The 25,738-nt window shown below is 62.0% G+C and carries 21 protein-coding genes, 3 tRNA genes and 2 rRNA genes; 4 read left to right on the top strand and 22 right to left on the bottom strand.

What is annotated here, in order from left to right:
• Nucleotides 1-132: 132 nt before the first annotated feature.
• The 6 genes from K8374_RS03425 to rluD form a co-directional block, all read right to left on the bottom strand.
• A tRNA-Lys gene (locus tag K8374_RS03425) sits at nt 133-208 on the bottom strand.
• Nucleotides 209-214: 6 nt separating this feature from the next.
• Nucleotides 215-291 (bottom strand) — tRNA-Pro (locus tag K8374_RS03420).
• 4 nt (nt 292-295) lie between these two features.
• Nucleotides 296-371 (bottom strand) — tRNA-Asn (locus K8374_RS03415).
• Between the two features lie 368 nt (nt 372-739).
• Nucleotides 740-3,304, bottom strand: coding sequence for an ATP-dependent chaperone ClpB (gene clpB, locus K8374_RS03410; RefSeq protein ID WP_224457925.1), 2,565 nt, complete (start codon nt 3,302-3,304; stop codon nt 740-742).
• A 321-nt stretch (nt 3,305-3,625) separates the two neighbouring features.
• Complete coding sequence (gene pgeF / locus K8374_RS03405; protein WP_224457924.1) at nt 3,626-4,363, bottom strand: peptidoglycan editing factor PgeF; 738 nt, start codon at nt 4,361-4,363, stop codon at nt 3,626-3,628.
• Nucleotides 4,360-5,322 carry a 23S rRNA pseudouridine(1911/1915/1917) synthase RluD gene (gene rluD, locus K8374_RS03400; protein ID WP_196144454.1) on the bottom strand — a complete coding sequence of 321 codons (963 nt, stop codon included), beginning with the start codon at nt 5,320-5,322 and terminating at the stop codon, nt 4,360-4,362. The genes pgeF and rluD overlap by 4 nt, the downstream gene beginning before the upstream one ends.
• A gap of 148 nt (nt 5,323-5,470) precedes the next feature.
• On the opposite strand from rluD, the gene K8374_RS03395 reads away from it, so the two are divergent.
• Nucleotides 5,471-6,490 carry an outer membrane protein assembly factor BamD gene (locus K8374_RS03395; RefSeq protein WP_084857026.1) on the top strand — a complete coding sequence of 340 codons (1,020 nt, stop codon included), beginning with the start codon at nt 5,471-5,473 and terminating at the stop codon, nt 6,488-6,490.
• Nucleotides 6,491-6,584: 94 nt separating this feature from the next.
• Nucleotides 6,585-6,815, top strand: a complete 231-nt coding sequence (locus K8374_RS03390; protein ID WP_224457923.1) for a PP0621 family protein — start codon at nt 6,585-6,587, stop codon at nt 6,813-6,815.
• Nucleotides 6,816-6,877: 62 nt separating this feature from the next.
• Here the strand turns inward: K8374_RS03390 and thiO are convergent, their stop codons facing one another.
• The 5 genes from thiO to K8374_RS26380 are packed head-to-tail and all read right to left on the bottom strand — an operon-like array spanning nt 6,878 to nt 9,881.
• The gene (thiO, locus tag K8374_RS03385) at nt 6,878-7,978 is read right to left on the bottom strand and encodes a glycine oxidase ThiO (protein WP_224457922.1); all 1,101 of its coding nucleotides are present in this window, start codon (nt 7,976-7,978) and stop codon (nt 6,878-6,880) included.
• Nucleotides 7,979-8,013: 35 nt separating this feature from the next.
• Complete coding sequence (locus K8374_RS03380) at nt 8,014-8,412, bottom strand: type IV pilin protein (RefSeq protein ID WP_224457921.1); 399 nt, start codon at nt 8,410-8,412, stop codon at nt 8,014-8,016.
• A gap of 1 nt (nt 8,413) precedes the next feature.
• The gene (locus K8374_RS03375; protein ID WP_224457920.1) at nt 8,414-8,896 is read right to left on the bottom strand and encodes a hypothetical protein; all 483 of its coding nucleotides are present in this window, start codon (nt 8,894-8,896) and stop codon (nt 8,414-8,416) included.
• Nucleotides 8,893-9,558, bottom strand: a complete 666-nt coding sequence (locus K8374_RS03370) for a PilW family protein (protein WP_224457919.1) — start codon at nt 9,556-9,558, stop codon at nt 8,893-8,895. The genes K8374_RS03375 and K8374_RS03370 overlap by 4 nt, the downstream gene beginning before the upstream one ends.
• A complete protein-coding gene (locus K8374_RS26380) occupies nt 9,555-9,881 on the bottom strand; it encodes a hypothetical protein (RefSeq protein ID WP_411969591.1) in 327 nt (108 codons plus the stop codon). Before K8374_RS26380 ends, K8374_RS03370 begins: the two co-directional genes overlap by 4 nt.
• 128 nt (nt 9,882-10,009) lie before the next feature.
• On the opposite strand from K8374_RS26380, the gene K8374_RS03360 reads away from it, so the two are divergent.
• Nucleotides 10,010-10,501 carry a GspH/FimT family protein gene (locus K8374_RS03360; protein ID WP_224457918.1) on the top strand — a complete coding sequence of 164 codons (492 nt, stop codon included), beginning with the start codon at nt 10,010-10,012 and terminating at the stop codon, nt 10,499-10,501.
• Here the strand turns inward: K8374_RS03360 and ispH are convergent, their stop codons facing one another.
• The 6 genes from ispH to murJ all read right to left on the bottom strand — a co-directional run bounded on the left by ispH (nt 10,502) and on the right by murJ (nt 17,843).
• Complete coding sequence (gene ispH, locus K8374_RS03355; protein WP_084857016.1) at nt 10,502-11,449, bottom strand: 4-hydroxy-3-methylbut-2-enyl diphosphate reductase; 948 nt, start codon at nt 11,447-11,449, stop codon at nt 10,502-10,504.
• Nucleotides 11,450-11,463: 14 nt separating this feature from the next.
• Entirely contained in the window at nt 11,464-11,901 is a 438-nt protein-coding gene (gene fkpB, locus K8374_RS03350) for an FKBP-type peptidyl-prolyl cis-trans isomerase (RefSeq protein WP_224457917.1), read from the bottom strand.
• The gene (gene lspA / locus K8374_RS03345) at nt 11,894-12,409 is read right to left on the bottom strand and encodes a signal peptidase II (protein WP_196144465.1); all 516 of its coding nucleotides are present in this window, start codon (nt 12,407-12,409) and stop codon (nt 11,894-11,896) included. The genes fkpB and lspA overlap by 8 nt, the downstream gene beginning before the upstream one ends.
• Nucleotides 12,402-15,239: an isoleucine--tRNA ligase gene (gene ileS, locus K8374_RS03340; RefSeq protein WP_224457916.1), complete on the bottom strand. Its 2,838-nt coding sequence runs from the start codon at nt 15,237-15,239 to the stop codon at nt 12,402-12,404. Before ileS ends, lspA begins: the two co-directional genes overlap by 8 nt.
• Complete coding sequence (gene ribF / locus K8374_RS03335) at nt 15,236-16,186, bottom strand: bifunctional riboflavin kinase/FAD synthetase (RefSeq protein ID WP_224457915.1); 951 nt, start codon at nt 16,184-16,186, stop codon at nt 15,236-15,238. The genes ileS and ribF overlap by 4 nt, the downstream gene beginning before the upstream one ends.
• 118 nt (nt 16,187-16,304) lie before the next feature.
• Nucleotides 16,305-17,843 (bottom strand): murein biosynthesis integral membrane protein MurJ, encoded by a 1,539-nt coding sequence (gene murJ / locus K8374_RS03330; RefSeq protein WP_224457914.1) that lies wholly within the window; start codon nt 17,841-17,843, stop codon nt 16,305-16,307.
• 251 nt (nt 17,844-18,094) lie between these two features.
• Here murJ and rpsT point away from each other — a divergent pair, with 251 nt between their 5' ends.
• Nucleotides 18,095-18,373: a 30S ribosomal protein S20 gene (gene rpsT / locus K8374_RS03325; protein WP_023382471.1), complete on the top strand. Its 279-nt coding sequence runs from the start codon at nt 18,095-18,097 to the stop codon at nt 18,371-18,373.
• Between the two features lie 132 nt (nt 18,374-18,505).
• Here the strand turns inward: rpsT and K8374_RS03320 are convergent, their stop codons facing one another.
• From K8374_RS03320 to K8374_RS03300, 5 genes are all read right to left on the bottom strand, one after another.
• Nucleotides 18,506-20,806 (bottom strand): PqiB family protein, encoded by a 2,301-nt coding sequence (locus K8374_RS03320; RefSeq protein WP_224457913.1) that lies wholly within the window; start codon nt 20,804-20,806, stop codon nt 18,506-18,508.
• Nucleotides 20,799-21,422, bottom strand: coding sequence for a paraquat-inducible protein A (locus K8374_RS03315; RefSeq protein WP_224457912.1), 624 nt, complete (start codon nt 21,420-21,422; stop codon nt 20,799-20,801). The genes K8374_RS03320 and K8374_RS03315 overlap by 8 nt, the downstream gene beginning before the upstream one ends.
• A complete protein-coding gene (locus tag K8374_RS03310) occupies nt 21,409-22,068 on the bottom strand; it encodes a paraquat-inducible protein A (protein ID WP_224457911.1) in 660 nt (219 codons plus the stop codon). The genes K8374_RS03315 and K8374_RS03310 overlap by 14 nt, the downstream gene beginning before the upstream one ends.
• Before the next feature lie 296 nt (nt 22,069-22,364).
• A 5S ribosomal RNA gene (rrf, locus tag K8374_RS03305) occupies nt 22,365-22,480 on the bottom strand.
• 127 nt (nt 22,481-22,607) lie between these two features.
• Nucleotides 22,608-25,501 (bottom strand): 23S ribosomal RNA (locus K8374_RS03300).
• Nucleotides 25,502-25,738 lie beyond the last annotated feature (237 nt).

Here is a 25,738-nt window from a genome sequence, read left to right as displayed (position 1 = left end):
CCTACACAGGATCGCGTTTTCCTGTAGGTGCAGCCTTGTGCCGCGAAGGCCTGCAAGGCAGGCCCAAAATCGCAGGCGTATCAAATTCGAGGCAAAGAAAAAGGGCATCTCATTCGAGATGCCCTTTTTACATGGTGGGTCGTGTAGGATTCGAACCTACGACCAATTGGTTAAAAGCCAACTGCTCTACCAACTGAGCTAACGACCCGGAAAATGGTCGGGGTGAGGGGATTCGAACTCCTGACATCCTGCTCCCAAAGCAGGCGCGCTACCGGACTGCGCTACACCCCGAAATTGGCTCCGCGACCTGGACTCGAACCAGGGACCCAATGATTAACAGTCATTTGCTCTACCGACTGAGCTATCGCGGAACTGAACTTCGTACAACTTCGAAGGCTGTGTTAGCTTCGAACTCTTCAGCGTTGTCGCTGCTGAGGCCGGCTATTCTACATTCTTCGTTTTGCTTGTCAACCCCCAATTTGCTTTCAAGTTACTGATTTGCAAATTGTTTTCAGATCCCTTGTACCGCCGGTGATCTGTGTAGTGCCTGACAGCGGGGCGTATATTAGGGGCACTCGATTTTCCGTGCAAGTATTTTTTTCAAAATTTTCAGCAAGTTAGATCGGGTCCAGAAAAATCAGGGGGTTGCGTTGTCCCGCAACTGCGTCGGCAGGCCCAATACCAGGAAGCCGATACGAAAGAGCCCCGCCAATGCGGGGCTCTTTCTTTATTGCCGGGCTCAGGCGAAGACGATTTCGTCGCCTTCGACCTTGGCGGTGATCGCCGCGCCAGGCAGGAACTGCCCGCTGAGGATCAACTGCGCCAGCGGGTTTTCGATCCAGCGCTGGATCGCACGCTTGAGCGGACGCGCGCCATACACCGGGTCGTAGCCGACGGCGATCAGCTTGTCCAAGGCCTCCGGGCTCAGGCTCAGCGACAGCTCGCGCTCGGCCAGACGGCTGCGCAGGCGGCCGAGCTGGATCTCGGTGATGCCGGCGATCTGGTCGCGGCCCAGCGGCTCGAACACCACCACTTCGTCGATCCGGTTGATGAACTCCGGACGGAAGTGCGAGCTCACCGCATCCATCACCGCCGCCCGCTGGGCCTCGCGATCACCGACCAGTTCCTGGATCTGCGCCGAGCCCAGGTTGGAGGTCATCACGATCACTGTGTTGCGGAAATCCACGGTACGGCCATGGCTGTCGGTCAGGCGGCCATCCTCGAGCACCTGCAGCAGCACGTTGAACACATCCGGGTGCGCCTTCTCCACCTCGTCGAGCAGCACCACCGAGTAGGGTTTGCGCCGCACGGCCTCGGTCAGGTAGCCGCCCTCCTCGTAGCCCACGTACCCGGGCGGAGCACCGATCAGCCGAGCCACGGAGTGTTTCTCCATGAATTCGGACATGTCGATACGCACCATGGCCTCTTCGGTGTCGAACAGGAATTCGGCCAACGCCTTGCACAGCTCGGTCTTGCCCACGCCGGTAGGGCCAAGGAACAGGAACGAGCCACTCGGCCGGTTCGGGTCGGCCAGGCCAGCCCGGGAGCGGCGCACGGCGTTGGCCACGGCGGTAACGGCTTCGTTCTGGCCGATGACGCGCTGGTGCAGCAGCTCTTCCATCTTCAGCAGCTTCTCACGCTCGCCTTCGAGCATCTTGGCCACTGGGATGCCGGTCCACTTGGACACCACTTCGGCGATTTCTTCCTCGGTCACCTTGTTGCGCAGCAGCTGGTTCTCGCTCTTGCCATGCTGGTCGACCATCTGCAGGCTGCGCTCCAGGTCCGGGATCACCCCGTACTGCAGCTCGGCCATGCGGCTCAGGTCGCCCTTGCGGCGGGCGGCCTCGAGTTCCTGGCGCGCCTGCTCGATCTTTTGCTGGATCTGCGCCGAACCCTGCACCTCGGCTTTTTCCGACGCCCAGATTTCCTCCAGGTCGGAATATTCGCGCTCAAGGCGCTGGATTTCCTCGGTGAGTTTCTCCAGGCGCTTCTTGGCCGCTTCGTCCTCTTCCTTCTTCAGGGCCTGGGACTCCACCTTCAGCTGGATCAGGCGACGGTCGAGACGGTCGAGCACTTCCGGCTTGGAGTCGATCTCCATACGAATGCGGCTGGCCGCTTCGTCGATCAGGTCGATGGCCTTGTCCGGCAGCTGGCGGTCGGTGATGTAGCGGTGGCTGAGCTTGGCCGCGGCGATGATCGCACCGTCGGTGATGGCCACCTTGTGGTGCACCTCATAGCGCTCTTTCAGGCCGCGCAGGATGGCAATGGTGTCTTCCTCGCTCGGCTCGTCGACCAGCACCTTCTGGAAACGGCGCTCGAGGGCGGCGTCCTTCTCGATGAACTGGCGGTACTCGTTCAGCGTGGTGGCGCCAACGCAGTGCAACTCACCGCGGGCCAGAGCCGGCTTGAGCATGTTGCCGGCGTCCATGGCGCCCTCGCCTTTACCGGCGCCGACCATGGTGTGCAGTTCGTCGATGAACAGGATGATCTGGCCTTCCTGCTTGGACAGCTCGTTGAGCAGGGCCTTCAGGCGCTCCTCGAACTCGCCGCGGTACTTGGCACCGGCGATCAGCGCGCCCATGTCCAGCGCCAGCAGGCGCTTGCCCTTGAGGCCGTCGGGTACTTCACCGTTGATGATGCGCTGGGCCAGACCTTCGGCGATGGCGGTCTTGCCGACGCCAGGCTCGCCGATCAGCACGGGGTTGTTCTTGGTACGGCGCTGCAGCACCTGCACGGTACGACGGATCTCGTCATCACGGCCGATGACCGGGTCGAGCTTGCCTTCCTCGGCACGCTTGGTCAGGTCGACGGTGTACTTGTCCAGGGCCTGGCGCGACTCCTCGGCGTTGGGGTCGTTGACCGCCGCGCCGCCGCGCAGGTTGTTGATGGCGTTCTCCAGGGCTTTCTTGCTCACGCCCTGGCTGAGCAACAGCTTGCCGAGCTTGCTGTTCTCGTCCATGGCAGCCAGCAGCACCAGCTCGCTGGAGATGAACTGGTCGCCCTTCTGCTGGGCCAGGCGGTCAGCCTGGTTGAGCAGGCGCGCCAGGTCCTGGGACATGTTCACATCGCCGGTAGGGTTCTGGATCTTCGGCAGATGGTCCATCTCCTTCGCCAAGGCCTGGCGCAGGCCATTGACATCGAAGCCGACCTGCATCAGCAGTGGCTTGATGGAGCCGCCCTGCTGGTCGATAAGCGCCTGCATCAGGTGCACGGGCTCGATGGCCGGGTGGTCCATACCCACGGCCAGGGATTGGGAATCGGATAACGCCAGTTGCAGCTTACTGGTCAAACGGTCTATTCGCATGGGGATACCTTCCTATAAGGGCAGGCGGAGCGATGGATAGCACCTGTAATGAAGAAACCTGCCTGAGATGACCAATAGATAAGGGTGATTCTGAAAGATTCAAGCGTAGCGGGGTTGACACGGGTCAGCAGGTTGAGTTGTGACTGGACTGCTTTGCAGCCCAATCGCCGGCAACCCGGCTCCCCAGACCCTGTAGGAGCGGGCTTGTCCCGCGATCAGGTCCGCCCCGGTATCCCTGCTGCCAGGCAAGGGCTGCGCGCTTGATCGCGGGACAAGCCCGCCCACAGAGGCAGCACTAGCTCCCCTACAAGGAAATGTGGCTCAGGCTTGCAGCCAGACCAGGGAGGCGAAGCGCCCGCCTTGCGGCGTGCGGCGATAGGAGAAGAAGCGCGGGTCGTTGACCGTGCACAGGCCGCCGCCATACACGGCGGTGACGCCACGGGCCGCCAGGCGGATGCGGGCGAGCTGGTAGATATCGGCCATCAGCTTGCCCGGGCGCTCGCCCGGGACGAAGGCTTGGACCGCTTCAGGATGTTGGGCGGTGAAGGCATCGCGCACTTCCACGCCGACTTCGAAGGCCTGGGGGCCAATGGCCGGGCCAAGCCATACCAGTACTTCCTCGGCGGGCACGCCAAGGCGGTCGAGGGTGGCTTCGAGCACACCGCCCGCCAGCCCGCGCCAGCCGGCATGGGCCGCGGCCACGCGGGTGCCGGCGCGATCGCAGAACAGCGCGGGCAGACAGTCGGCGGTCATCACGGTGCAAGCGATGTTGGGCTGGTCGGTGAAGCTGGCGTCGGCCTCGGCCACACATGCCGGGTCAGCGTCGGCCACGACCACGCCATGGACCTGCTTGAGCCAGGCCGGGCGAATGCCGAATTCGTCGCTCAGGCGGCGACGGTTCTCGGCGACCGCGACCGGGTCGTCGCCGACGTGATCACCGAGGTTGAAGGTGTCGTAGGGCGGCAGGCTGACGCCGCCCTGACGGGTGGTGACGCAGGCGCGTACCGAGGCCGGGGCCGGCCAGTCGGGGAACAGCAGCGACTGCGTCAGGCCGCTCATCCGATGAAGCTCTCGCGGTCCTGGTTGAGCAGCGACAGCAGCCAGACGAAATCATCCGGCAGCGGCGAGGCCCATTCCATGCGCTCGCCGGTAGTCGGGTGGTCCAGTGCCAGGAAGCGCGCATGCAGGGCCTGGCGCGGGAAGTTCTTGACCGCCTCGACCATGGCCACGCTGGCCGCTGGCGGGATGCGGAAACGGCCGCCGTACGTCTGGTCGCCGACCAGCGGGAAACCCACATGCGCCATATGCACGCGAATCTGGTGGGTACGGCCGGTTTCCAGCTTGACCCGTACATGGGTGTGCGAGCGGAAACGCTTGAGGACACGGTAATGGCTGACCGCAGGCTTGCCGCCGTCGGTCACCGCCATGCGCTGGCGCATGCCACCATGGCGACCGATGGGCGCGTCGATCTTGCCACCGGCGGTCACCACACCAACCACGATGCATTCATAGATGCGGCTGACCGAACGCTTCTGCAGCTGGTCGACCAGGTTGGTCTGGGCCTGCAGGGTCTTGGCCACCACCATCAGGCCGGTGGTGTCCTTGTCCAGGCGGTGCACGATACCAGCGCGCGGTACGTTGACGATGTCTGGCACGTGGTGCAGCAGGGCATTGAGCAAGGTGCCGTCGGCATGGCCCGCCGCCGGGTGCACGACCAGCCCGGCGGGCTTGTTGATCACCAGGATCTGGTCGTCTTCGTAGACGATGTCCAGCTCGATGTCCTGGGCTACCCATTCGCCCTGGGCCTCCTGCTCGGCCTCCAGGGCCAGGATGGAGCCACTGTGGACGGTGTCGCGCGGGCGCAGCACCGCGCCGTCGACCGTCAGGCGACCGTCCTTGATCCACGAGGCCAGGCGCGAGCGCGAGTACTCGGAGAAGAGTTGGGCGGCGACCTGGTCGAGGCGTTGACCGCCCAGTTCGGACGGGACCTCTGCGCTAAGTTGAATGATCTCGGACATGCTCGATTCGGCGGGCGCACAGCCTTTGGTTTCGGCTGCACGCTTGTGGTTAAATACGACTTCTTTTGCCCCGGGTTCGGCCGGGGGCGCTCATCATAACAGGACGGCACCGCCCAAGACAGCGGCCGTCAAAGGGACGCAAGCCGCCATGCAAGTGAAACACCTGCTGCTGATCGCCATCCTCGGGCTCACCGCTGCCTGTTCCTCCAACAAGGAAGTCGTCGACGAGAACCTCAGCGAGGCCGAGCTGTACCAGCAGGCGCAGGCCGACCTGGACAACCACAGCTATACCAGCGCCGTGAGCAAGCTCAAGGCCCTGGAGTCGCGCTACCCGTTCGGCCGCTACGCCGACCAGGCCCAGTTGGAGCTGATCTACGCCAACTACAAGAACGCCGAGCCGGAAGCCGCCAAGTCCGCCGCCGAGCGCTTCATCCGCCTGCACCCGCAGCACCCGAACGTCGACTACGCCTACTACCTCAAGGGCCTGACCTCGTTCGACCAGGACCGTGGCCTGGTGGCGCGCTTCCTGCCGCTGGACATGACCAAGCGTGACCCGGGCGCCGCCCGCGACTCCTACAACGAGTTCGCCCAGCTCACCAGCCGCTTCCCCAACAGCCGCTACGCGCCGGACGCCAAGCAGCGCATGATCTACCTGCGCAACCTGCTGGCGGCCTACGAGATCCACGTGGCCGACTATTACCTGAGCCGCCAGGCCTACGTGGCCGCGGCCAACCGTGGCCGCTACGTGGTCGAGAACTTCCAGGAGACTCCATCGGTCGGCGACGGCCTGGCCGTGATGGTCGAGGCCTACCAGCGCCTGCACCTGGACGAGCTGGCCGCCACCAGCCTGGAAACCCTCAAGCTCAACTACCCAGACCACCCAAGCCTGGTCGATGGCCAGTTCGAGCCCAAGCAGGACGAAGCCGACAACCGCTCGTGGCTGTCCAAGGCGACCCTGGGCCTGATCGAAACCGACACCCCGCTGCCGCCCGGTGAGACCCGCGCCAACCAGGACGTGGTCAAGCAGTTCCAGGATGCTCGTGCAGAAATGCCTGAAGAACTGCTGCCCAAGGACGAAGACGGTGATGCGATCCGCCCTGAAGGCCCGAAGGAAGCCGAGAAGGACCGTTCGTGGTTCAGCTACATGACCTTCGGTCTGTTCGACTGATCGACCGCAGCAGGAGAAAGGGAGACTCGAGGTCTCCCTTTTTTATTGGCGCCGCCCTAGACTGTCGCTCTTCATTCTCGACAAGCTGGACACCATGGTTCGTCTACTTTTCTGGATCGCCCTGATCGCCGCTGCGTTCTGGCTGTGGCGCAAGTTCAAGGCCAGCCAACACTCTCCTGCCGAGCCCAAGCTCGACGACCCGCTGAAGATGGTGCGTTGCGCCCACTGCGGCGTGCACCTGCCCAATGACCGCGCCCTGCGGCTGGGCAACGACTGGTATTGCAGCCAGGCGCACCTGGAGCAAGGGCCCGGCTCGCAGCGGTGAAGTTTCGGGGGATGGCCGCACCCACAGGTTGTTGTGTGGGCGCGGGTTTAACCGCTCTCACATCACGCGCCCAGACGCGGACCTGGCGCATAAGGCGCCGGGTCGATGATCGGCTCGCAGCCGTTCAGCAGGTCGGTGAATAGCTGGCATGATGCCGGCGCCAGCACCAGCCCGTTGCGGTAATGCCCGCAGTTCAACCACAGCCCATCGTGCCCCGGCACGCGCCCGATATAGGGGATGCCCTCGGGTGAACCTGGGCGCAGGCCTGCCCAGTGCGCCACTACCGTGGCATCAGCCAGCTCGGGCAAAAGCTCCACCGCGGATGCCTTGAGGCTTTCCAGCGCCTCACCGGTAGGCGTCTTGTCATAGCCGGCATGCTCCAGGGTGCTGCCGACGAGGATATACCCGTCGCGACGCGGAATGGCGTAGCGTCCCTTGGCCAATACCATGCTCGGCAGGAAGTCTTCGGCGCATTTGAACAGGATCATCTGACCCTTGACCGGCTCGACTGGCAACGCCAACCCCAGGGTCTTGAGCAAGTCGCCGCTCCAGGCGCCAGCGCTGAGAACCACGTCGTCGGCTTCCAGCACACCTTGGGCGGTCTGCACACCGGTGACACGCCCCTGCTCCTGCCGGAACCCGGTGACCGCGCAGTGCTCGCGCAGGGTCACGTTGGGCAGGGCCTGCAAGGCCGCCTTGAGCGATTTGACCAGCCGCGGATTGCGCACATTGGCCACGCCCGCCATGTAGATGGCGCGCTTGAAGCCGGGCCCGAGCGCCGGCACGGCGTCGTAGGCCGCCGAGATGTCCACGGCGCTCAGCGGCCGCTGCTCGCGCTCGGCCCAGGCCAGGGCCTGGGCTTCGTCGTCCAGGTCCAGCCAGTACAGGCCCGTGGTGTGCACTTCAGGATCGATCCCGGTCGTGGCGAACAACCGCTCACCCAGCTGCGGGTAGAAGTCCTGGGACCAGTGCGCCAGCGCGGTCACCGCCGGGCTGTAGCGCCAAGGGTAGAGCGGCGAAACGATACCTCCGCCGGCCCAGGACGACTCGCGCCCTACTTCGCCTTGGTCGCAGACCACCACCCGGTCGACCTTCAGCGCGAGGTTGAACGCAGTCAACAGGCCGATCACGCCGCCGCCGACAATCACTACTTGCTTGCTCATCTGTCGTTCCACTACCTGAAATAAAAACCGGGCCTTCAATAACCCCAGCAGCCTTCGGCCGTCGCACCTGCGCCTGGGTTGTCACGCACGCCGGCATGGTCGAGCTGATAGTCGCCGCAGTGGTCGTCGGCCATCAGCCCATCGGGCTGGCGCCTGGCGACCAGGCGGAAGCTGTCGTCATCGTGTTGCACCTGCACGCTGTAGTAGCGGGTGCCGGCAGGCAATGGCGGTAACTGAGGGTCGGCACCTGCGTATTGGCCCGTGCGCGCACGGTGGCGCTCCAGGCGCAGGGCTGCGTCCTGCAGCAGGCCGACCACTTCACTTCGCGCGGCACGCCTGAGCTGGTCGCTGTAACTGGGGTAGGCAATGGCTGCCAGAATGCCGCTGACGGCCACGACAATCAACAATTCGATCAGGCTCAGGCCGCGCTGCATGTCATGGCTCCCTCAAACGTTGGCGCCACAGGATGCGCCGAAGTGTGGCGTTCGGCCCCGGCTGCAGGGCATAGACCGCCTCCAGCACGTGCCGCGCCTGCTGCTGGCGGCTGACGGCGGTCACTCGATACAGGCGCGCCCGGGCGCCGTCGGGCAGGTACGCGACCAGGGTGCTTTCGCCCAGGTTCTGCAACAGGAAGAACCCTTGCTCAGCGGATTGCCAGCCAGGCTCCCCGCCCTGCACGTCATGGGCATCGGCAGGTGGCCGACAGGGCTGGCACGGCCCTGGTGGTGCCAGCAACAATCGCGCCCTGCCCTCCAGCAACACCGCTTCGGCCTGCTCCAGGGCCTGGGCACCGGCCCGTAACTGCCCGGCCATGTGGGCCTGCACCAAGGCGTCGCACAGAGCCGAGGCGGCCAGCAACCCGGCCAACAGGCTGAGCACCAGCCCCGTCAAAAGAGCGATGCCACGTTGACGCTTCATACGTCGGGCTCCCCGTTACGCAGGGCAACGCTCACCTCATGCCGCAGCTCGACCTGGTGTTGCGGATCGAACAGCGTGAGCTGCAGATCGACCCGGCCACCTTGGTGGGTTGGCACCAGGACCACGCGCAGGTCACGCACCCGGTCGATCAAGGCTTGCGCCTGGCCCGCGCGCCCAAGCCTCAAGGTATCGCCATGCAATTGGTAGGTGACGCGCTGGATAGGAACCGCTAGTTCCGCCCCGCTGCCCGGTGGGGGTCGATGCCTGACCTCTGCCCAGCTCAGGCAGTCCGTGAGCAACACCCAGTCGGGCTGCCGCCCGGTACCAGGCAACTGCTCACCAACCAGCCCCAGGCTCTCGAGGCGTCCATTCCCGGACAGGGTGATCTGCAATGGCTGGGCGAACGCCTCGGCAGCGGCCTGGCTTTCAAAAACGATGGCATCCTGGCGCAGGCAGCCGAACATGCCGGCCATACGGATGTCCTGGGCCATCCGCTGCAGTGCCAGACGAGCATCGCCCTGCAATCGTACGGCGACAGACTGCACTTGCCAGGCGTGGTAGGCCGAGACGAACAGCTGACTCGCCGCCCCCAGCAACATCAACCCGATCGCCAGCGCCAGCAGGGCTTCGAGCAACCCGAAGCCGGCCTGGCAGCGGCTCATGGCCATGCCCTGGCCTGCAGGCGGGTTAATAACTGGCCTGCTTGATGGACCTCAACCACCAAGGCGTGGCCGGCCTCCGTTACGCTCCCCTGCGCCGAAGCACCCAGGCGCTGGACGAGCCGACCTTGCCAGGCGGCCCTCTCGCCCGGCGCCAAGGTGCCCGCTGCCCTACTCCGCTCCAACAACCCTTGCGCCAGGAACACTGCCTGGGTCTCGCGCCGCGCGTCATCGAGCGCCTGCAAACCGCGCATTTGCTGGGCCGCCGCAGCAAACAAGCCAAGCGCCAGCACCATGATCGTCAACACCACTTCCAACAGCGTCATGCCGCGCTCCCTCGCGTCCATTCATCCCTCCAGGAAATTTCCTGCCTCTTCACTTCGACCTGGCCGACTGGACGCTCCGCCCACCGGCCTTGAAGCTACAGCGAAGCACTTCCAGGGAGGAATGCACGGTGAAGCAACGTGGCGTAACACTGATACAAATGATGTGCGCGCTGGCATTGGCCGGCCTTCTGGCAAACGTGGGGCTACCAGCCTACAACCAACTCAGTGATGACCTACACCGCGCCTCTGCAGCCCGGGACCTGGCACAGGCCCTGCGCAGCGCACGCAGCCACGCTTTGCTGCAGCAACAAACGGTGTTGGTTGAACCCTTGGAGGGTGATTGGGGCAAGGGATGGCGAACGCGCTTGGCGCACAACAACCAATCGCTGCGCGAGCAACGCCTGGCGCGCAAGTTGAGTATCGCCAGCAACCTGGGCAAGGAAGTGAAGTTCAGTGGATTGGGCGTACCGCTGCGAGGCAACGGTGGGTTCCTGGGCGGAACACTGGAGATTTGCCGCCGCACGGCGCAGGCAAGCCGTTACTGGATAGTGCTGGCCCCCAGCGGCAGGGTCGACCTGCGCACCGTGTCGAACGAGCCGTCACGGTGCGCAGGTGCCTGATCAGATCAGCGAGCGAACCCGCAGTTCCTTGGGCATGGAGAACGTGATGTTCTCTTCGCGGCCATCGAGCTCTTCGGCACCGGTGGCGCCCCAGGCGCGCAGCTGTTCGATGACACCACGCACCAGCACCTCGGGGGCCGAAGCACCAGCGGTGATGCCGATGCGAGCGACACCGTCGAACCAGCCTTGCTGCATGTCCTCGGCGCCGTCGATCAGGTAGGCCGGGGTGCCCATGCGCTCGGCCAGCTCACGCAGGCGGTTGGAGTTGGAGCTGTTGGGGCTGCCGACCACCAGGACCACGTCGCACTCACCGGCCAGTTGCTTGACCGCGTCCTGGCGGTTCTGGGTGGCGTAGCAGATGTCGTCCTTGCGCGGGCCGCCGATGTTCGGGAAGCGCTCGCGCAGGGCATCGATGACACGGCTGGTATCGTCCATCGACAGCGTGGTCTGGGTGACGAAGGCCAGGTTCTGCGGGTCGCGGACCTCAAGCTTGGCAACGTCTTCCTCGTCTTCCACCAGGTAGATGGCGCCGCCATTGCTGGCGTCGTACTGGCCCATGGTGCCTTCGACTTCCGGGTGCCCGGCATGGCCGATGAGGATGCACTCCTTGCCGTCGCGGCTGTACTTGGCCACTTCGATGTGCACCTTGGTCACCAGCGGACAGGTGGCGTCGAATACCTTCAGGCCACGGCCTGCAGCTTCCTGGCGTACGGCCTGGGAAACGCCATGGGCGCTGAAGATGACGATGACGTCGTCCGGCACCTGGTCGAGCTCTTCGACGAAGATGGCGCCACGGTTGCGCAGATCTTCGACCACGAACTTGTTGTGCACCACTTCGTGGCGCACATAGATCGGCGGGCCGAAGACTTCCAGGGCGCGGTTGACGATCTCGATCGCCCGGTCCACCCCGGCGCAAAAGCCGCGAGGGTTGGCGAGTTTGATTTGCATGCTCGGCTCCAGGCTCACAGGGCCTTGACCGCGAGGATTTCCACCTCGAAGGTCAGGGTCTTGCCGGCCAGTGGGTGATTGAAGTCGATGGTCACCTGGTCATCGTCGAATGCCTTGACCACGCCGGGCAACTCGGCATTGGCGGCGTCGTTGAAGATCACCAGCAGGCCTTCGGACAATTCCATGTCGGTGAATTGCGAACGTGGCATGACCTGCACGTTCTGCGGGTTCGGCTGGCCGAAGGCGTTCTCCGGGGCGATGGTCAGGGTGCGCTTGTCGCCGGCCTTGAAGCCGAACAGCGCATTCTCGAAACCAGGCAACAGGTTGCCGTCGCCGACCTTGAAGGTAGCCGGCGACTTGTCGAAGGTGCTGTCGACGGTGTCGCCGTTTTCCAGATGCAACGCGAAGTGCAGGGTAACTTCGGTGTTCTGGCCGATACGGGTCTCAGTCATGGACAGGTTCTCCGGACTTCTTGCTCTTGAACATATCCAGCGCCAGCATCACCGCACCGACGGTGATTGCGCTGTCGGCCAGGTTGAAGGCCGGGAAATACCAACGGTTCTGCCAGTGCACCAGGATGAAGTCGACCACGTGGCCCAGCACGATACGGTCATACAGGTTGCCCAGCGCACCGCCAAGCACCAGGGCCAGGGCAACGGCCAACCAGGTCTCACCGCGCCCCAGGCGCTTGAGCCAGACCACCAGCACGGCGCTGACCACCAGGGCGATCAGGGCGAACAACCAGCGCTGCCAGCCGGAGCTGTCGGCGAGGAAGCTGAACGCAGCGCCGGTGTTGTAGGCCAGGGTCCAGCTGAAGTAGTCGGGGATGACCACGATCTGCTGGTACAGGCTCAAGGCCCCCTCGAAGTAGACCTTGGTGGCCTGGTCAAGGACCAGCACCACCAGGCTCAGCCAGAGCCAGGCAAGGCGCCCGAAGCGCCCCGCTGCAGGGTTAGGCATAGTGGCGCACCTCGCCGGTACCGCTGAGGTTGTCTACGCAGCGGCTGCAGATTTCCGGGTGCTCCGGGTGGCTGCCGACGTCGGCGCGGAAGTGCCAGCAACGGCCGCACTTGGCATGGCCGGATTTGACGACCTTCAGCTTGAGGCCTTCGACCTCGGTTGTCACGGCATCGGCCGGTGCCTGGACGAACGGCACCACACTGGCCGCCGAGGTGATCAGCACGAAGCGCAGCTCGTCACCCAGCTTGGCCAGGTCGGCGCTCAGGCCCTCTTCGGCGAACAGGGTAACTTCGGCCTGCAGGTTGCCACCGATGGCCTTGGCGGCGCGCTGGTTCTCCAGTTCCTTGTTGACCGCGGCCTTGACGGCCATGACGCGGTCCCAGTAGGCGCGATCCAGCTCGAAGCCCTCAGGCAGCTCGGACAGGCCCTGGTACCAGGTGTTGAGCATGACCGACTCGTTACGCTCGCCCGGCAGGTACTGCCAGATTTCGTCGGCGGTGAACGCCAGGATCGGCGCGATCCAGCGCACCAGCGCTTCACTGATGTGGTACAGCGCGGTCTGGCAGGAACGACGGGCGACGCTGTTGGCGCCGGTGGTGTACTGGCGGTCCTTGATGATGTCGAGGTAGAAACCACCCAGCTCCTGGACGCAGAAGTTGTGCACTTTGGAGTAGACGTTCCAGAAACGGTACTCGCTGTAGTGCTCCTCCAGCTCGCGCTGCAGCAGCAGGGTGCGGTCGACGGCCCAGCGGTCCAGGGCCAGCATGTCGTCGGCCGGCAGCAGGTCGCGGGCCGGGTCGAAGCCGGACAGGTTCGACAGCAGGAAGCGCGCGGTGTTGCGGATACGACGGTAGGCGTCGGCGCTGCGCTGCAGAATCTGCTCGGAAACGGCCATCTCGCCGGAATAGTCGGTGGCAGAGACCCACAGGCGCAGGATGTCGGCACCCAGGGTGTCGTTGACCTTCTGCGGCTCGATGGTGTTGCCCAGCGACTTGGACATCTTGCGGCCGCTCTCGTCCACGGTGAAGCCGTGGGTCAGCAGCTCGCGGTATGGCGCGTGGTTGTCGATGGCGCAGCCGGTCAGCAGGGAAGAATGGAACCAGCCACGATGCTGGTCGGAACCTTCCAGGTACAGGTCGGCGCGCGGGCCGGTGGCGTGGCCGATGTCGTGGGAACCACGCAGCACGTGCCAGTGGGTGGTGCCGGAGTCGAACCACACGTCCAGAGTGTCGCTGATCTTGTCGTACTGGCTAGCTTCGTCACCGAGCAGCTCGGCGGCGTCGAGCTTGAACCAGGCTTCGATGCCTTCCTTCTCGACACGCTTGGCCACTTCTTCCATCAGCTCGACGGTGCGCGGGTGCAGCTCGCCGGTCTGCTTGTCAAGGAAGAACGGAATCGGTACACCCCAGTTGCGCTGGCGCGAGATGCACCAGTCTGGGCGGTTGGCGATCATCGCGTGCAGGCGCGCCTGGCCCCAGGACGGGACGAACTTGGTCTGCTCGATGGCCTTGAGGGCACGCTCGCGCAGCGGCTCGCCGGTGTTGGGCTGCTTGTCCATGCCGACGAACCATTGGGCGGTGGCGCGGTAGATCAGCGGGGTCTTGTGGCGCCAGCAGTGCATGTAGCTGTGGCTGATGGTCTCGGTGTGCATCAGCGCACCGACTTCACTCAGCTTGTCAACGATGGCTGGGCCCGCCTTGAAAATGAACTGGCCACCGAAGAATTCCAATGATGGCACGTACACCCCGTTGCTCTGCACCGGGGTGAGGATTTCGTCATTGTGCATGCCGTAGCGTTTGCAGGTAACGAAGTCGTCTTCGCCATAGGATGGCGAAGTGTGGACGATGCCGGTACCGGCGCTGAGTTCCACGTAATCAGCCAGGTAAACTGGCGAATTGCGATCGTAAAACGGGTGTCGGAAATTGATTAGTTCCAGCGATGCGCCCGGCGCACGGGCAACCACCTGCCCTTCGCGACCATACCGCTTGAGGCAGGATGCTACCAATTCTTCTGCCAGAACCAGGAAGCGATCACCTGTATCTACCAGGGCATAGCTAAAATCGGCATGCACACTCAGCGCCTGATTGGCCGGAATCGTCCATGGCGTGGTGGTCCAGATAACCATCGCCGTTGGTTTGGCCAGACTGTCCAGGCCGAAGGCGGCAGCTAGCTTGCCAGCATCGGAGTCGGAAATCGGAAAGGCAACGTCAAGCGTCTGGGATTGTTTGTCTGCGTACTCGACCTCCGCCTCGGCCAGGGCCGATCCGCAGTCGAAACACCAATTCACAGGCTTGAGGCCCTTGAACACGAAGCCTTGCTTGACCATTTCGGCCAGGGCGCGGATTTCACCGGCCTCGTTGGCGAAGTCCATGGTCTTGTAGGGATTGTTCCAATCACCCAGCACGCCCAGGCGGATGAACTCGGTCTTCTGCCCTTCGATCTGCTCGGCAGCATATTCGCGGCACAGCTCGCGGGTGCGGTCGGCAGTCAGGTGCTTGCCGTGGCTGACCTCGACCTTGTGCTCGATCGGCAGGCCGTGGCAGTCCCAGCCCGGTACATAGGGCGCGTCGAAGCCCGACAGGGTCTTGGAGCGGACGATCATGTCCTTGAGGATCTTGTTCAGCGCATGACCGATGTGGATCTTGCCGTTGGCGTAGGGCGGGCCGTCGTGCAGGACGAACTTCGGACGATCCTTGCCAATTTCGCGCAGCTTCTGGTACAGGCCAATGCTGTCCCAGCGCTGCAGGATCTGCGGTTCGCGCTGAGGCAGGCCGGCCTTCATCGGGAAGGCGGTGTCCGGAAGGTTTAGCGTGGCTTTGTAGTCGGTCATTTCAGGCTCTTCGTTAGCGGTTGAGCGTGCCAGTGGGCACGTGCGGCGGCGATGTCCGCGTCGATCGCCGACTTCAGCGCCTCCAGGGAGGCGAAACGCTGCTCCTCGCGCAGCTTGTGGTGGAATTCCACCGTCAGGCGCCGGCCATAGAGATCGCCGGCATAGTCCAGTAGATGAATCTCGAGGTGCGGCCGGCCGTCGCCAGCGACGGTGGGGCGCACACCGATGTTGCCGACACCCGGCCAGGCCTTGCCGTCGATCTCGATGCTGGCCAGGTAGACCCCGGACAGCGGCACGCGGCGGCGCTTGAGCTGGATGTTGGCAGTCGGCGTGCCGAGCTGGCGGGCCAGCTTCTGCCCGTGCAGCACGCGACCGGTAATACGGTATGGGCGGCCCAGCAGGTGCTCGGCCAGCGCGAAGTCGCCATCGGCCAGCGCCTTGCGCACTTCGGTGCTGCTAACGCGCAGGCCGTCCTGGATCACGGTGTTGGCGGCCTCGACCGAGAAACCGTAGTGCTTGCCGGCCTCGACCAGGAAGGCGAAGTCGCCGGCGCGGTCACAGCCGAAACGGAAGTCATCCCCCACCTCGAGGTGGCGCACGCCCAGGCCGTCGACCAGGATCGTCTTGACGAATTCGTCAGCGCTGAGCTTGCTCAGGCGCTGGTTGAAGGCCAGGCACAGGACCCGGTCGATGCCTTCGGCGGCCAGCAGCTCGACCTTGTCGCGCAGCCGGGCCAGGCGGGCCGGCGCGGTATCGGGGGCGAAGTATTCGCGCGGCTGTGGCTCGAAAATGACTACGCAAGTCGGGAGGCCAAGCGCCTGCCCACGCTCACGCAGGCGCGCCAGGATTGCCTGGTGGCCACGGTGAACCCCGTCGAAGTTGCCAATGGTGGCGACACAGCCCCGATGCTCGGGGCGCAGGTTGTGAAGACCTCGAACCAGCTGCATAACGCGCTTCTTGCTCATAAAGTGGCCGATTATAACCACACCCGGGCGCCGGTGACAGGCAGCAGCGCCACAGGGCGGCGTGGAATGCGAAAAACCGACGCCTGACCCGCCGTTGCCCTCAGTGCAAGGCCTTGCGGGCGAAATGCCGGGGGCGGAAGCCGCACAGGTACAGGCAACCGAAGTAGGTCACCACGCCTGCGAGGATCAACGCGCCCAGACGCAGGAAGCGCTCGGGCATACCGCCCTGCTCCCAGGCTGGCAGGTAATGCATGCCGGCCAGCAGCACGCCGGACATCAACGTAACCGCCAGCAGCAGCTTGAGCAGGAACATCGTCCAGCCCGGCTGCGGCTTGAACAGCTGCTGGCTGCGCAGCTTCCAGTACAACAGGCCGGCATTGAGGCAGGCGCCGAGGCTGATGGCCAAGGCAAGCCCGGCATGCTGCAGCGGGCCGATGAGCGCCAGGTTGAGCAATTGCGTGCAGACCAGGGTGAAGATCGCGATCTTCACGGGCGTGCGGATATTCTGCTGCGCATAGAAGCCCGGTGCCAGTACCTTGACCAGGATGATCGCCAGCAGGCCGACGGAGTAGGCGATCAGCGCGCGCTGGGTCATGGCCGCATCGAACGCAGTGAACTTGCCGTACTGGAACAACGCCACGGTCAGCGGTTCGGCGAGGATCGCCAGGGCCAGGGTGCAAGGCAATACGAGCAGGAAGCACAGGCGCAGGCCCCAGTCGAGGATCCGCGAATACTCGTGGCGGTCACGGTTGGCGTAGGTCTTGGCCAGGGTAGGCAGCAGGATGGTGCCCAGGGCCACGCCCAGCACGCCCGAGGGCAGCTCCATGAGGCGGTCGGCGTAGTACATCCACGAGACCGAACCTGCCACCAGGAACGAGGCGAAGATGGTGTTGATGATCAGCGAGATCTGACTGACGGAAACGCCGAGAATCGCCGGCAGCATCTGCTTGAGCACCCGCCAGACGCCGGTATCGCGCAAACTCACCCGTGGCAGTACGAGCATGCCGATCTTCTTCAGAGCAGGCAGCTGGTACAGCAACTGTGCCAGGCCACCGGCCAGCACGCCCCAGGCCAGGGCCATGATCGGCGGGTCGAAGTACGGCGTGAGCAACACGGCGAAGGCGATCATCGCCACGTTCAGCAAGGTGGGCGTGAATGCGGGGACGGAAAAGCGGTTCCAGGTGTTGAGGATCGCGCCTACCAGCGAAGACAACGAAATCAGCAATATATAAGGAAAGGTCACCCGCAGCAGAGCCGTGGTCAGTTCGTAGCGCTCGGCACTATCGACGAAACCGGGGGCCGTCACCCAGACGATCCAGGGCGCAGCGAGGATGCCCAGAGCCGTGACCACGGCCAGGACCAAGGTCAGCAGCCCGCTGATGTAAGCGATGAAGGTCCGGGTGGCCTCCTCGCCCTGCTGGGTCTTGTACTCGGCCAGGATCGGTACGAACGCCTGGGAGAAGGCCCCTTCGGCGAAGATGCGCCGCAGCAGGTTGGGCAGCTTGAAGGCGATGAAGAAGGCATCGGTGGCGATGCCGGCGCCGAATACACGGGCCAGGATAGTATCGCGTATGAACCCGAGCACCCGGGAAATCATGGTGATGGAGCTGACGGCGGCCAGGGATTTGAGCAGGTTCATGGAAAAAATTCGCGCCTGAGACGGAGGGCGCTGCCAGAAAGCGCCCGAATATGCGATACTTCCGCGCCTTTTGACGGGGAAGCCAAAACTCCCGAGTTTACAGGTCGCTGCGCAGAAAGAAATCCTTCCTTCTCGCTTGCGCACCGCTCGGCGGAACCCTCAAGGTGGCCTTGACAACCGTTCGACTGATCGGCATGATTCGCGGCCTATTTTGTTTGCTATTTACCTAAAGTCTTTCGAGGAGCTCGACGGTGGCCAACACACCTTCCGCCAAGAAACGTGCAAAACAGGCTGAGAAGCGTCGCAGCCACAACGCCAGCCTGCGTTCCATGGTCCGCACCTACATCAAGAATGTAGTCAAGGCCATCGACGCAAAAGACGCCGAAAAAGCGCAAGCCGCCTACATCCTGGCTGTGCCTGTAATCGACCGTATGGCCGACAAGGGCATCATCCACAAGAACAAGGCTGCTCGCCACAAAGGCCGTCTGAATGGCCACATCAAGGCGCTGAAAGAAGCTGCAGCTGCCTAAGCGACGCGCTTGTCGAAAAACCGACCCTAGGGTCGGTTTTTTATTGCCTGCGATTTGGGGCCGCATTCATGCCCGCTCCTACACAGGGAGAGCGCCTCCTGGCAAAAAGGGCCGCATAGCGGCCCTCTACGCTTACTTGCCGACCTGGATCTTCGGCGCCCACTTCAGCCACTCATCCTCAGGCTTGTCGAACAAGGCGAAGGTCTGCTGCGGCCGGGCCGGGTTGCCCATCTGCTCGCCTTCCGGCGTGGCGAAGGCGATACCGCCATCGATCAACGTCTCCAGCGACTCGGTACGCACCGTGGCGCCTTTGAACAGGCCCCAGTCGAAGCCGAAGCCACTGCTGTTCCAGAAACGGCTGCCGCCGCGCACCAGGGCCGCATAGCGAGGCTCGATGAGGATGTGGATCAGCACGCGGTCTGCCGTTTGCCCCAACTCGAAGCCAGTGACCTTGCCGACCGTGACCTCGCGATAGGTCACCGGTACGCCTGGCTTGATCGAGCCACGCCGGGGCGCACTGAGGGTCAGCGGTAGCCCGACCACCGGGCCGGCCACTTCGGGGGCTTCGGGCAAGGCGATGAAGTCATGCTGGGGCCCCTTGTCCTTGATGGCTGGCAAGACTTCCAGATACTGCCCCCCCACCAGGGTGTCGAGGTTTTCCGTACGTACCAGGCCGAAGGCAGGCTTGACCACCCAGAACTGGGTGCCGGCACGGGCGATGCGCGCCTGCGCCTGGGTGATGCGCGCCCGCAGCAGCACGGCCTGCAGGTCTGCGGTCAGGTCGACACTCTCGATGCTGCCCACATCCAGGCCGCGGAAGCGAATCGCCGTGCCCGGCTTGAGGCCATCGGCGCGATCGACGCGAATGGTGATCAGGGTACCGGCACGGTCGGCGGCTTCCTGGTTCTCGTGCAGGCGGAAACGTGGAATATGGCGTTTGAGGGGCACATCCGGCTTCGGCGTGTCGAAGGCGATACCACCGGCCATGAGCGTCTGCAACGACTCACTCTTGACCTTGATCCCTGACAGGTCACCAGAGAGGGTGATGCCGCTGGCGTTCCAGAACCGTGACGAGCCGTTGACCAGGTTGGCGTATTCCTTCTCGATGTGCACGCCGATCAGGATCCGCTTGCTGTTGCGGGCGAACTGGTAGCTCTGCACGCTACCGACCTTGACCTGGCGATACATCACCGGGCTGCCGACTTCGAGCGAGCCGAGGTTCTCGGCGAACAACACCATGTGCAGGCCCGGCGCCTTGAGGTCCAGCGGTGGCGCCTTGGCACGTGCCTCGAACTCACGCAGGGGCTTGGCGCCCTTCTCGCCCGGGCGGATGGCAATGTAGTTACCTTTGACCAAGGCTTCCAGGCCAGTGATACCCGCCAGCGAAATGGACGGCTTGACCACCCAGAACTGCGTGCCTTCGACGAGGTAGTCTTCGGCCAACGGGTCCAGGGTCAACTCGGCCGTGGCGCTGCTCAGGTCGTCGGCGATCTTCATGGTCTTGAGCGAGCCGACCTGGATACCTTTGTACATGACCGGCGTACGGCCTGCCTGCAGCCCCTCGTAATCCGCCAGCTTGACCTTGATGCGGATACCGGCCTGGGCCGCATCGAAGTCCTCGTACAGGCGGAACGGCAGGCTCGGATCCGTGGGCGGGCTGTCCTTGCGATGCTCAGGGGTCGCGAAGGCGATACCGCCAGCCACAATGCTGGCCAGGGACTCGCTACGCAGCTTCACGCCCGACAGGTCGGCATCGATGCTGATGCCGCTGGCATTCCAGAAACGTGTGTGCTTGCGCACCAGGTTGGCGTAAGCAGGCTCGATGAACACTTTGATCTCGACGGTATCCTGGTCTTCGGAGAGGCGGTAGCTCTTCACCCGGCCGACCTTGATCTGCTTGTAGAAGACAGGACTGTCGCGGTTGAGCGACCCCAGGCGATCCGCCTTGAGGGTCAGGTGCAGGCCCGGCTCGGTGTCAGACAGAGGCGGTGCTTCCGACAAGGCGGTGAAGCGCTTGGTCTTCTCGCCCTCGCCAGGGCTGACAGCGATGTAGTTACCCGAGACCAGGGTTTCCAGGCCGGAGATACCGGCCAGGCTGACGCTTGGCTTGACCAACCAGAAGCGCGTACCGGTGGTCAGGTGTGGCTCGGCGGCCTTGTTCATCTCGATGGTGGCGATGACACCGGTGTTGCTGCCTTCCGCATCGAGCACCAGGGTCTTCACCTTGCCGACCGACATGCCTTTGTAGATGACTTCGGTCTTGTTGGCGACGATGCCTTCACCGGACAGGAAACGCACTTGGATATCCACCCCCGAATCACGGTAGGCCTGCCAGGCCAGCCAGCCACCGATCACCAACGCGATCAGCGGCAGGATCCAGATGGCCGACCAGTTCGAGGCTGGGCGGGTTTTAGCCGTAGGCATGTCACTCATGGTCGTCATCCGACTCCGTGTTATCCCAGATCAGTCGGGGATCGAAAGTTAAAGCAGCGAGCATCGTCAAAATCACCACAGAGGCGAAAGCGACGGCGCCCAGGTTGGCTTCGACGCTGGCGATGCGGCCGAAATTCACCACTGCCACCAGGATGGCAATGACGAAAATATCCAGCATGGACCAACGCCCAATGAATTCGATGAAGCGGTACATCAATATCCTCTGCCGGGCCGACAGGGGCTGGTGCCGCTGCACCGAATAAAGCAGCAGCCCGATGCCGACCAACTTGAACGTCGGCACCAGGATACTGGCGATGAACACCACGGCAGCAATAGGCAGCATGCCGTGCTTGAGCAGGGTGATGACGCCGGACATGATCGTGTCCGGGCTGCCCTGCCCCAACGCACTCACCGTCATGATCGGCAAGACGTTGGCAGGGATGTAGAGAATTGTCGCCGTGATGAGCAACGCCCAGGTACGCACGATGCTGTTAGGCCGACGCGCATGCACGATCGCCCCACAGCGGGTGCAGGTCTGCGAATCACTACCAGGTTCCTGGCGGTTGAGCTCATGGCATTCATTGCAGACCAGGATGCCTGCATCAATCGCCCGCATGCTCATCCTCCCCCGATAATGCACTCCAGATCTGGTGTGGCGACATCACGACTTCCAGCCAGACCTGAACCAGCAACAGGCTGATGAAACAGAACAGGCCAAGCCCTATGGTCAGTTCAGCCAGGTCGACCAGTTTGACGATCGCAACCAGAACCCCCATGAAATACACCTCGAGCATGCCCCAGTCTCGCAGGTGATGATAGACACGATAGAAAAGCAGGCCATGGCTGCGTCCGATATCCAGGCGGATGCTCAGCAATACCAGCAACTGGCAGAGCAACTTGAGCAACGGAATCGCCATGCTGCACAGGAACACCACCACGGAAACACCGCGCATCTGCGAGTTGTACAGGCCCAGCACACCGCTCCAGACAGTGTCGTCTGAGGTCTGGCCGAGCAGGTGCAATTGCATGATGGGCAGGAAGTTGGCGGGCACATAAAGCAACAGCGCAGTGATCACCAGAGCCAGGCTGCGGTTGACCACGTTATGGCGGTGAGCATAGAGCTCGTAACCGCAGCGGGGGCAATGCGCCTTTTCGTCATTCTGCAACGTTGGCTTGCGCATCAGCAGGTCGCATTCATGGCAGGCGACGAGCTCTTCCAGCGGCAACTGAGCCAGCGCTTCGGGGTCGGGGGGGTTGGGCATATCAGACGTCTGAATGGAGGAATGGGCTCTATTCTAGTGTTCTGACTCGAATTGTGGGAGATAGCCATAACGGTAACCCACTTTTATGTAGGAGCGGCCTTGTGCCGCGAAGCGGGCGCGCAGCGGCCGTAAGCCCAGGCGACGCGGTGTGCCTAGACGATCGGGGTGGCAGGGTTGGCGGTCGCTGCGCGATCGATTCGCGGCATAAGGCCGCTCAGGGAGAGGCGCGCGTCTTTCGGGGAGCGGAAAGACAAAACCCCTACCTGCTCGCGCAGATAGGGGTTTTGCGAAATGAATCTTGACGATGACCTACTCTCACATGGGGAAGCCCCACACTACCATCGGCGATGCATCGTTTCACTGCTGAGTTCGGGATGGGATCAGGTGGTTCCAATGCTCTATGGTCGTCAAGAAATTCTGTTGCCAGAACGTCCAGATGGACATGCCAGCCAATTCGGATATGTGAATTTGTGATGCAAACTTTCGGTTCGTTCGTCTTCACCACCGCAATTCGCAACAGCAAATTGCTTGGGTGTTATATGGTCAAGCCTCACGGGCAATTAGTATCGGTTAGCTCAACGCCTCACAGCGCTTACACACCCGACCTATCAACGTCGTAGTCTTCGACGGCCCTTCAGGGGATTCAAGATCCCAGTGAGATCTCATCTTGAGGCAAGTTTCCCGCTTAGATGCTTTCAGCGGTTATCTCTTCCGAACATAGCTACCCGGCAATGCCACTGGCGTGACAACCGGAACACCAGAGGTTCGTCCACTCCGGTCCTCTCGTACTAGGAGCAGCCCCTCTCAAATCTCAAACGTCCACGGCAGATAGGGACCGAACTGTCTCACGACGTTCTAAACCCAGCTCGCGTACCACTTTAAATGGCGAACAGCCATACCCTTGGGACCGGCTTCAGCCCCAGGATGTGATGAGCCGACATCGAGGTGCCAAACACCGCCGTCGATATGAACTCTTGGGCGGTATCAGCCTGTTATCCCCGGAGTACCTTTTATCCGTTGAGCGATGGCCCTTCCATACAGAACCACCGGATCACTAAGACCTACTTTCGTACCTGCTCGACGTGTGGGTCTCGCAGTCAAGCGCGCTTTTGCCTTTATACTCTGCGACCGATTTCCGACCGGTCTGAGCGCACCTTCGTACTCCTCCGTTACTCTTTGGGAGGAGACCGCCCCAGTCAAACTACCCACCATACACTGTCCTCGATCCGGATCACGGACCTGAGTTAGAACCTCAAGGTTGCCAGGGTGGTATTTCAAGGATGGCTCCATGAGAACTGGCGTCCCCACTTCAAAGCCTCCCACCTATCCTACACAAGCAAGCTCAAAGTCCAGTGCAAAGCTATAGTAAAGGTTCACGGGGTCTTTCCGTCTAGCCGCGGATACACTGCATCTTCACAGCGATTTCAATTTCACTGAGTCTCGGGTGGAGACAGCGCCGCCATCGTTACGCCATTCGTGCAGGTCGGAACTTACCCGACAAGGAATTTCGCTACCTTAGGACCGTTATAGTTACGGCCGCCGTTTACCGGGGCTTCGATCAAGAGCTTCGCTTGCGCTAACCCCATCAATTAACCTTCCGGCACCGGGCAGGCGTCACACCCTATACGTCCACTTTCGTGTTTGCAGAGTGCTGTGTTTTTAATAAACAGTCGCAGCGGCCTGGTATCTTCGACCGGCATGGGCTTACGGAGCAAGTCCTTCACCCTCGCCGGCGCACCTTCTCCCGAAGTTACGGTGCCATTTTGCCTAGTTCCTTCACCCGAGTTCTCTCAAGCGCCTTGGTATTCTCTACCCGACCACCTGTGTCGGTTTGGGGTACGGTTCCCAGTTATCTGAAGCTTAGGAGCTTTTCTTGGAAGCATGGCATCAACCACTTCGTCGCCTGAAGGCAACTCGTCATCAGCTCTCGGCCTTGAAATCCCGGATTTGCCTAAGATTTCAGCCTACCACCTTAAACTTGGACAACCAACGCCAAGCTGGCCTAGCCTTCTCCGTCCCTCCATCGCAATAACTGGAAGTACAGGAATATTAACCTGTTTTCCATCGACTACGCTTTTCAGCCTCGCCTTAGGGACCGACTAACCCTGCGTCGATTAACGTTGCGCAGGAAACCTTGGTCTTTCGGCGTGCGAGTTTTTCACTCGCATTGTCGTTACTCATGTCAGCATTCGCACTTCTGATACCTCCAGCAAGCTTCTCAACTCACCTTCACAGGCTTACAGAACGCTCCTCTACCGCATCACCCTAAGGTGATACCCGTAGCTTCGGTGCATGGTTTGAGCCCCGTTACATCTTCCGCGCAGGCCGACTCGACTAGTGAGCTATTACGCTTTCTTTAAAGGATGGCTGCTTCTAAGCCAACCTCCTAGCTGTCTAAGCCTTCCCACATCGTTTCCCACTTAACCATGACTTTGGGACCTTAGCTGACGGTCTGGGTTGTTTCCCTTTTCACGACGGACGTTAGCACCCGCCGTGTGTCTCCCATGCTCGGCACTTCCAGGTATTCGGAGTTTGCATCGGTTTGGTAAGTCGGGATGACCCCCTAGCCGAAACAGTGCTCTACCCCCTGGAGTGATACATGAGGCGCTACCTAAATAGCTTTCGAGGAGAACCAGCTATCTCCGAGCTTGATTAGCCTTTCACTCCGATCCACAGGTCATCCGCTAACTTTTCAACGGTAGTCGGTTCGGTCCTCCAGTCAGTGTTACCTAACCTTCAACCTGCCCATGGATAGATCGCCCGGTTTCGGGTCTATACCCAGCGACTAAACGCCCTATTAAGACTCGCTTTCGCTACGCCTCCCCTATTCGGTTAAGCTCGCCACTGAATATAAGTCGCTGACCCATTATACAAAAGGTACGCAGTCACCTAACAAAGTAGGCTCCCACTGCTTGTACGCATACGGTTTCAGGTTCTATTTCACTCCCCTCTCCGGGGTTCTTTTCGCCTTTCCCTCACGGTACTGGTTCACTATCGGTCAGTCAGTAGTATTTAGCCTTGGAGGATGGTCCCCCCATGTTCAGACAAAGTTTCTCGTGCTCCGTCCTACTCGATTTCACTGGCAAGAGATTTTCGTGTACGGGGCTATCACCCACTATGGCCGCACTTTCCAGAGCGTTCCACTAATCTCAAGCCAGCTTAAGGGCTGGTCCCCGTTCGCTCGCCACTACTAAGGGAATCTCGGTTGATTTCTTTTCCTCAGGGTACTTAGATGTTTCAGTTCCCCTGGTTCGCCTCTTACACCTATGTATTCAGTGCAAGATACCTAGGTTATCCTAGGTGGGTTCCCCCCATTCAGAGATCTCTGGATCACAGTCTGTTTGCCGACTCCCCAAAGCTTATCGCAGGCTACCACGTCTTTCATCGCCTCTGACTGCCAAGGCATCCACCGTATGCGCTTCTTCACTTGACCATATAACCCCAAGCAATCTGGTTATACTGTGAAGACGACATTCGCCGAAAATTCGCATTGATGCTCTTGCGAGCAACTCACAAATTTTACCTTAGCCTGATGGCCCACCAGTGAAAGTGGTCATCAGTCTATCTATCACATATCCGAATTTTTAAAGAACGATCTGACAAAAGTCAGAAATCAACATTCGCAGCGGAATGCTCATTTCTAAGTTCTGCAGGTAACTGTGCAGCAAAG

Origin of the sequence: Pseudomonas sp. p1(2021b), assembly GCF_020151015.1 — a bacterium.
Taxonomy (GTDB): Bacteria; Pseudomonadota; Gammaproteobacteria; order Pseudomonadales; family Pseudomonadaceae; genus Aquipseudomonas; species Aquipseudomonas putida_K.
The sequence above is the reverse complement of the archived record's forward strand: the minus strand, read 5'-3'. Positions and strand labels throughout refer to the sequence as shown.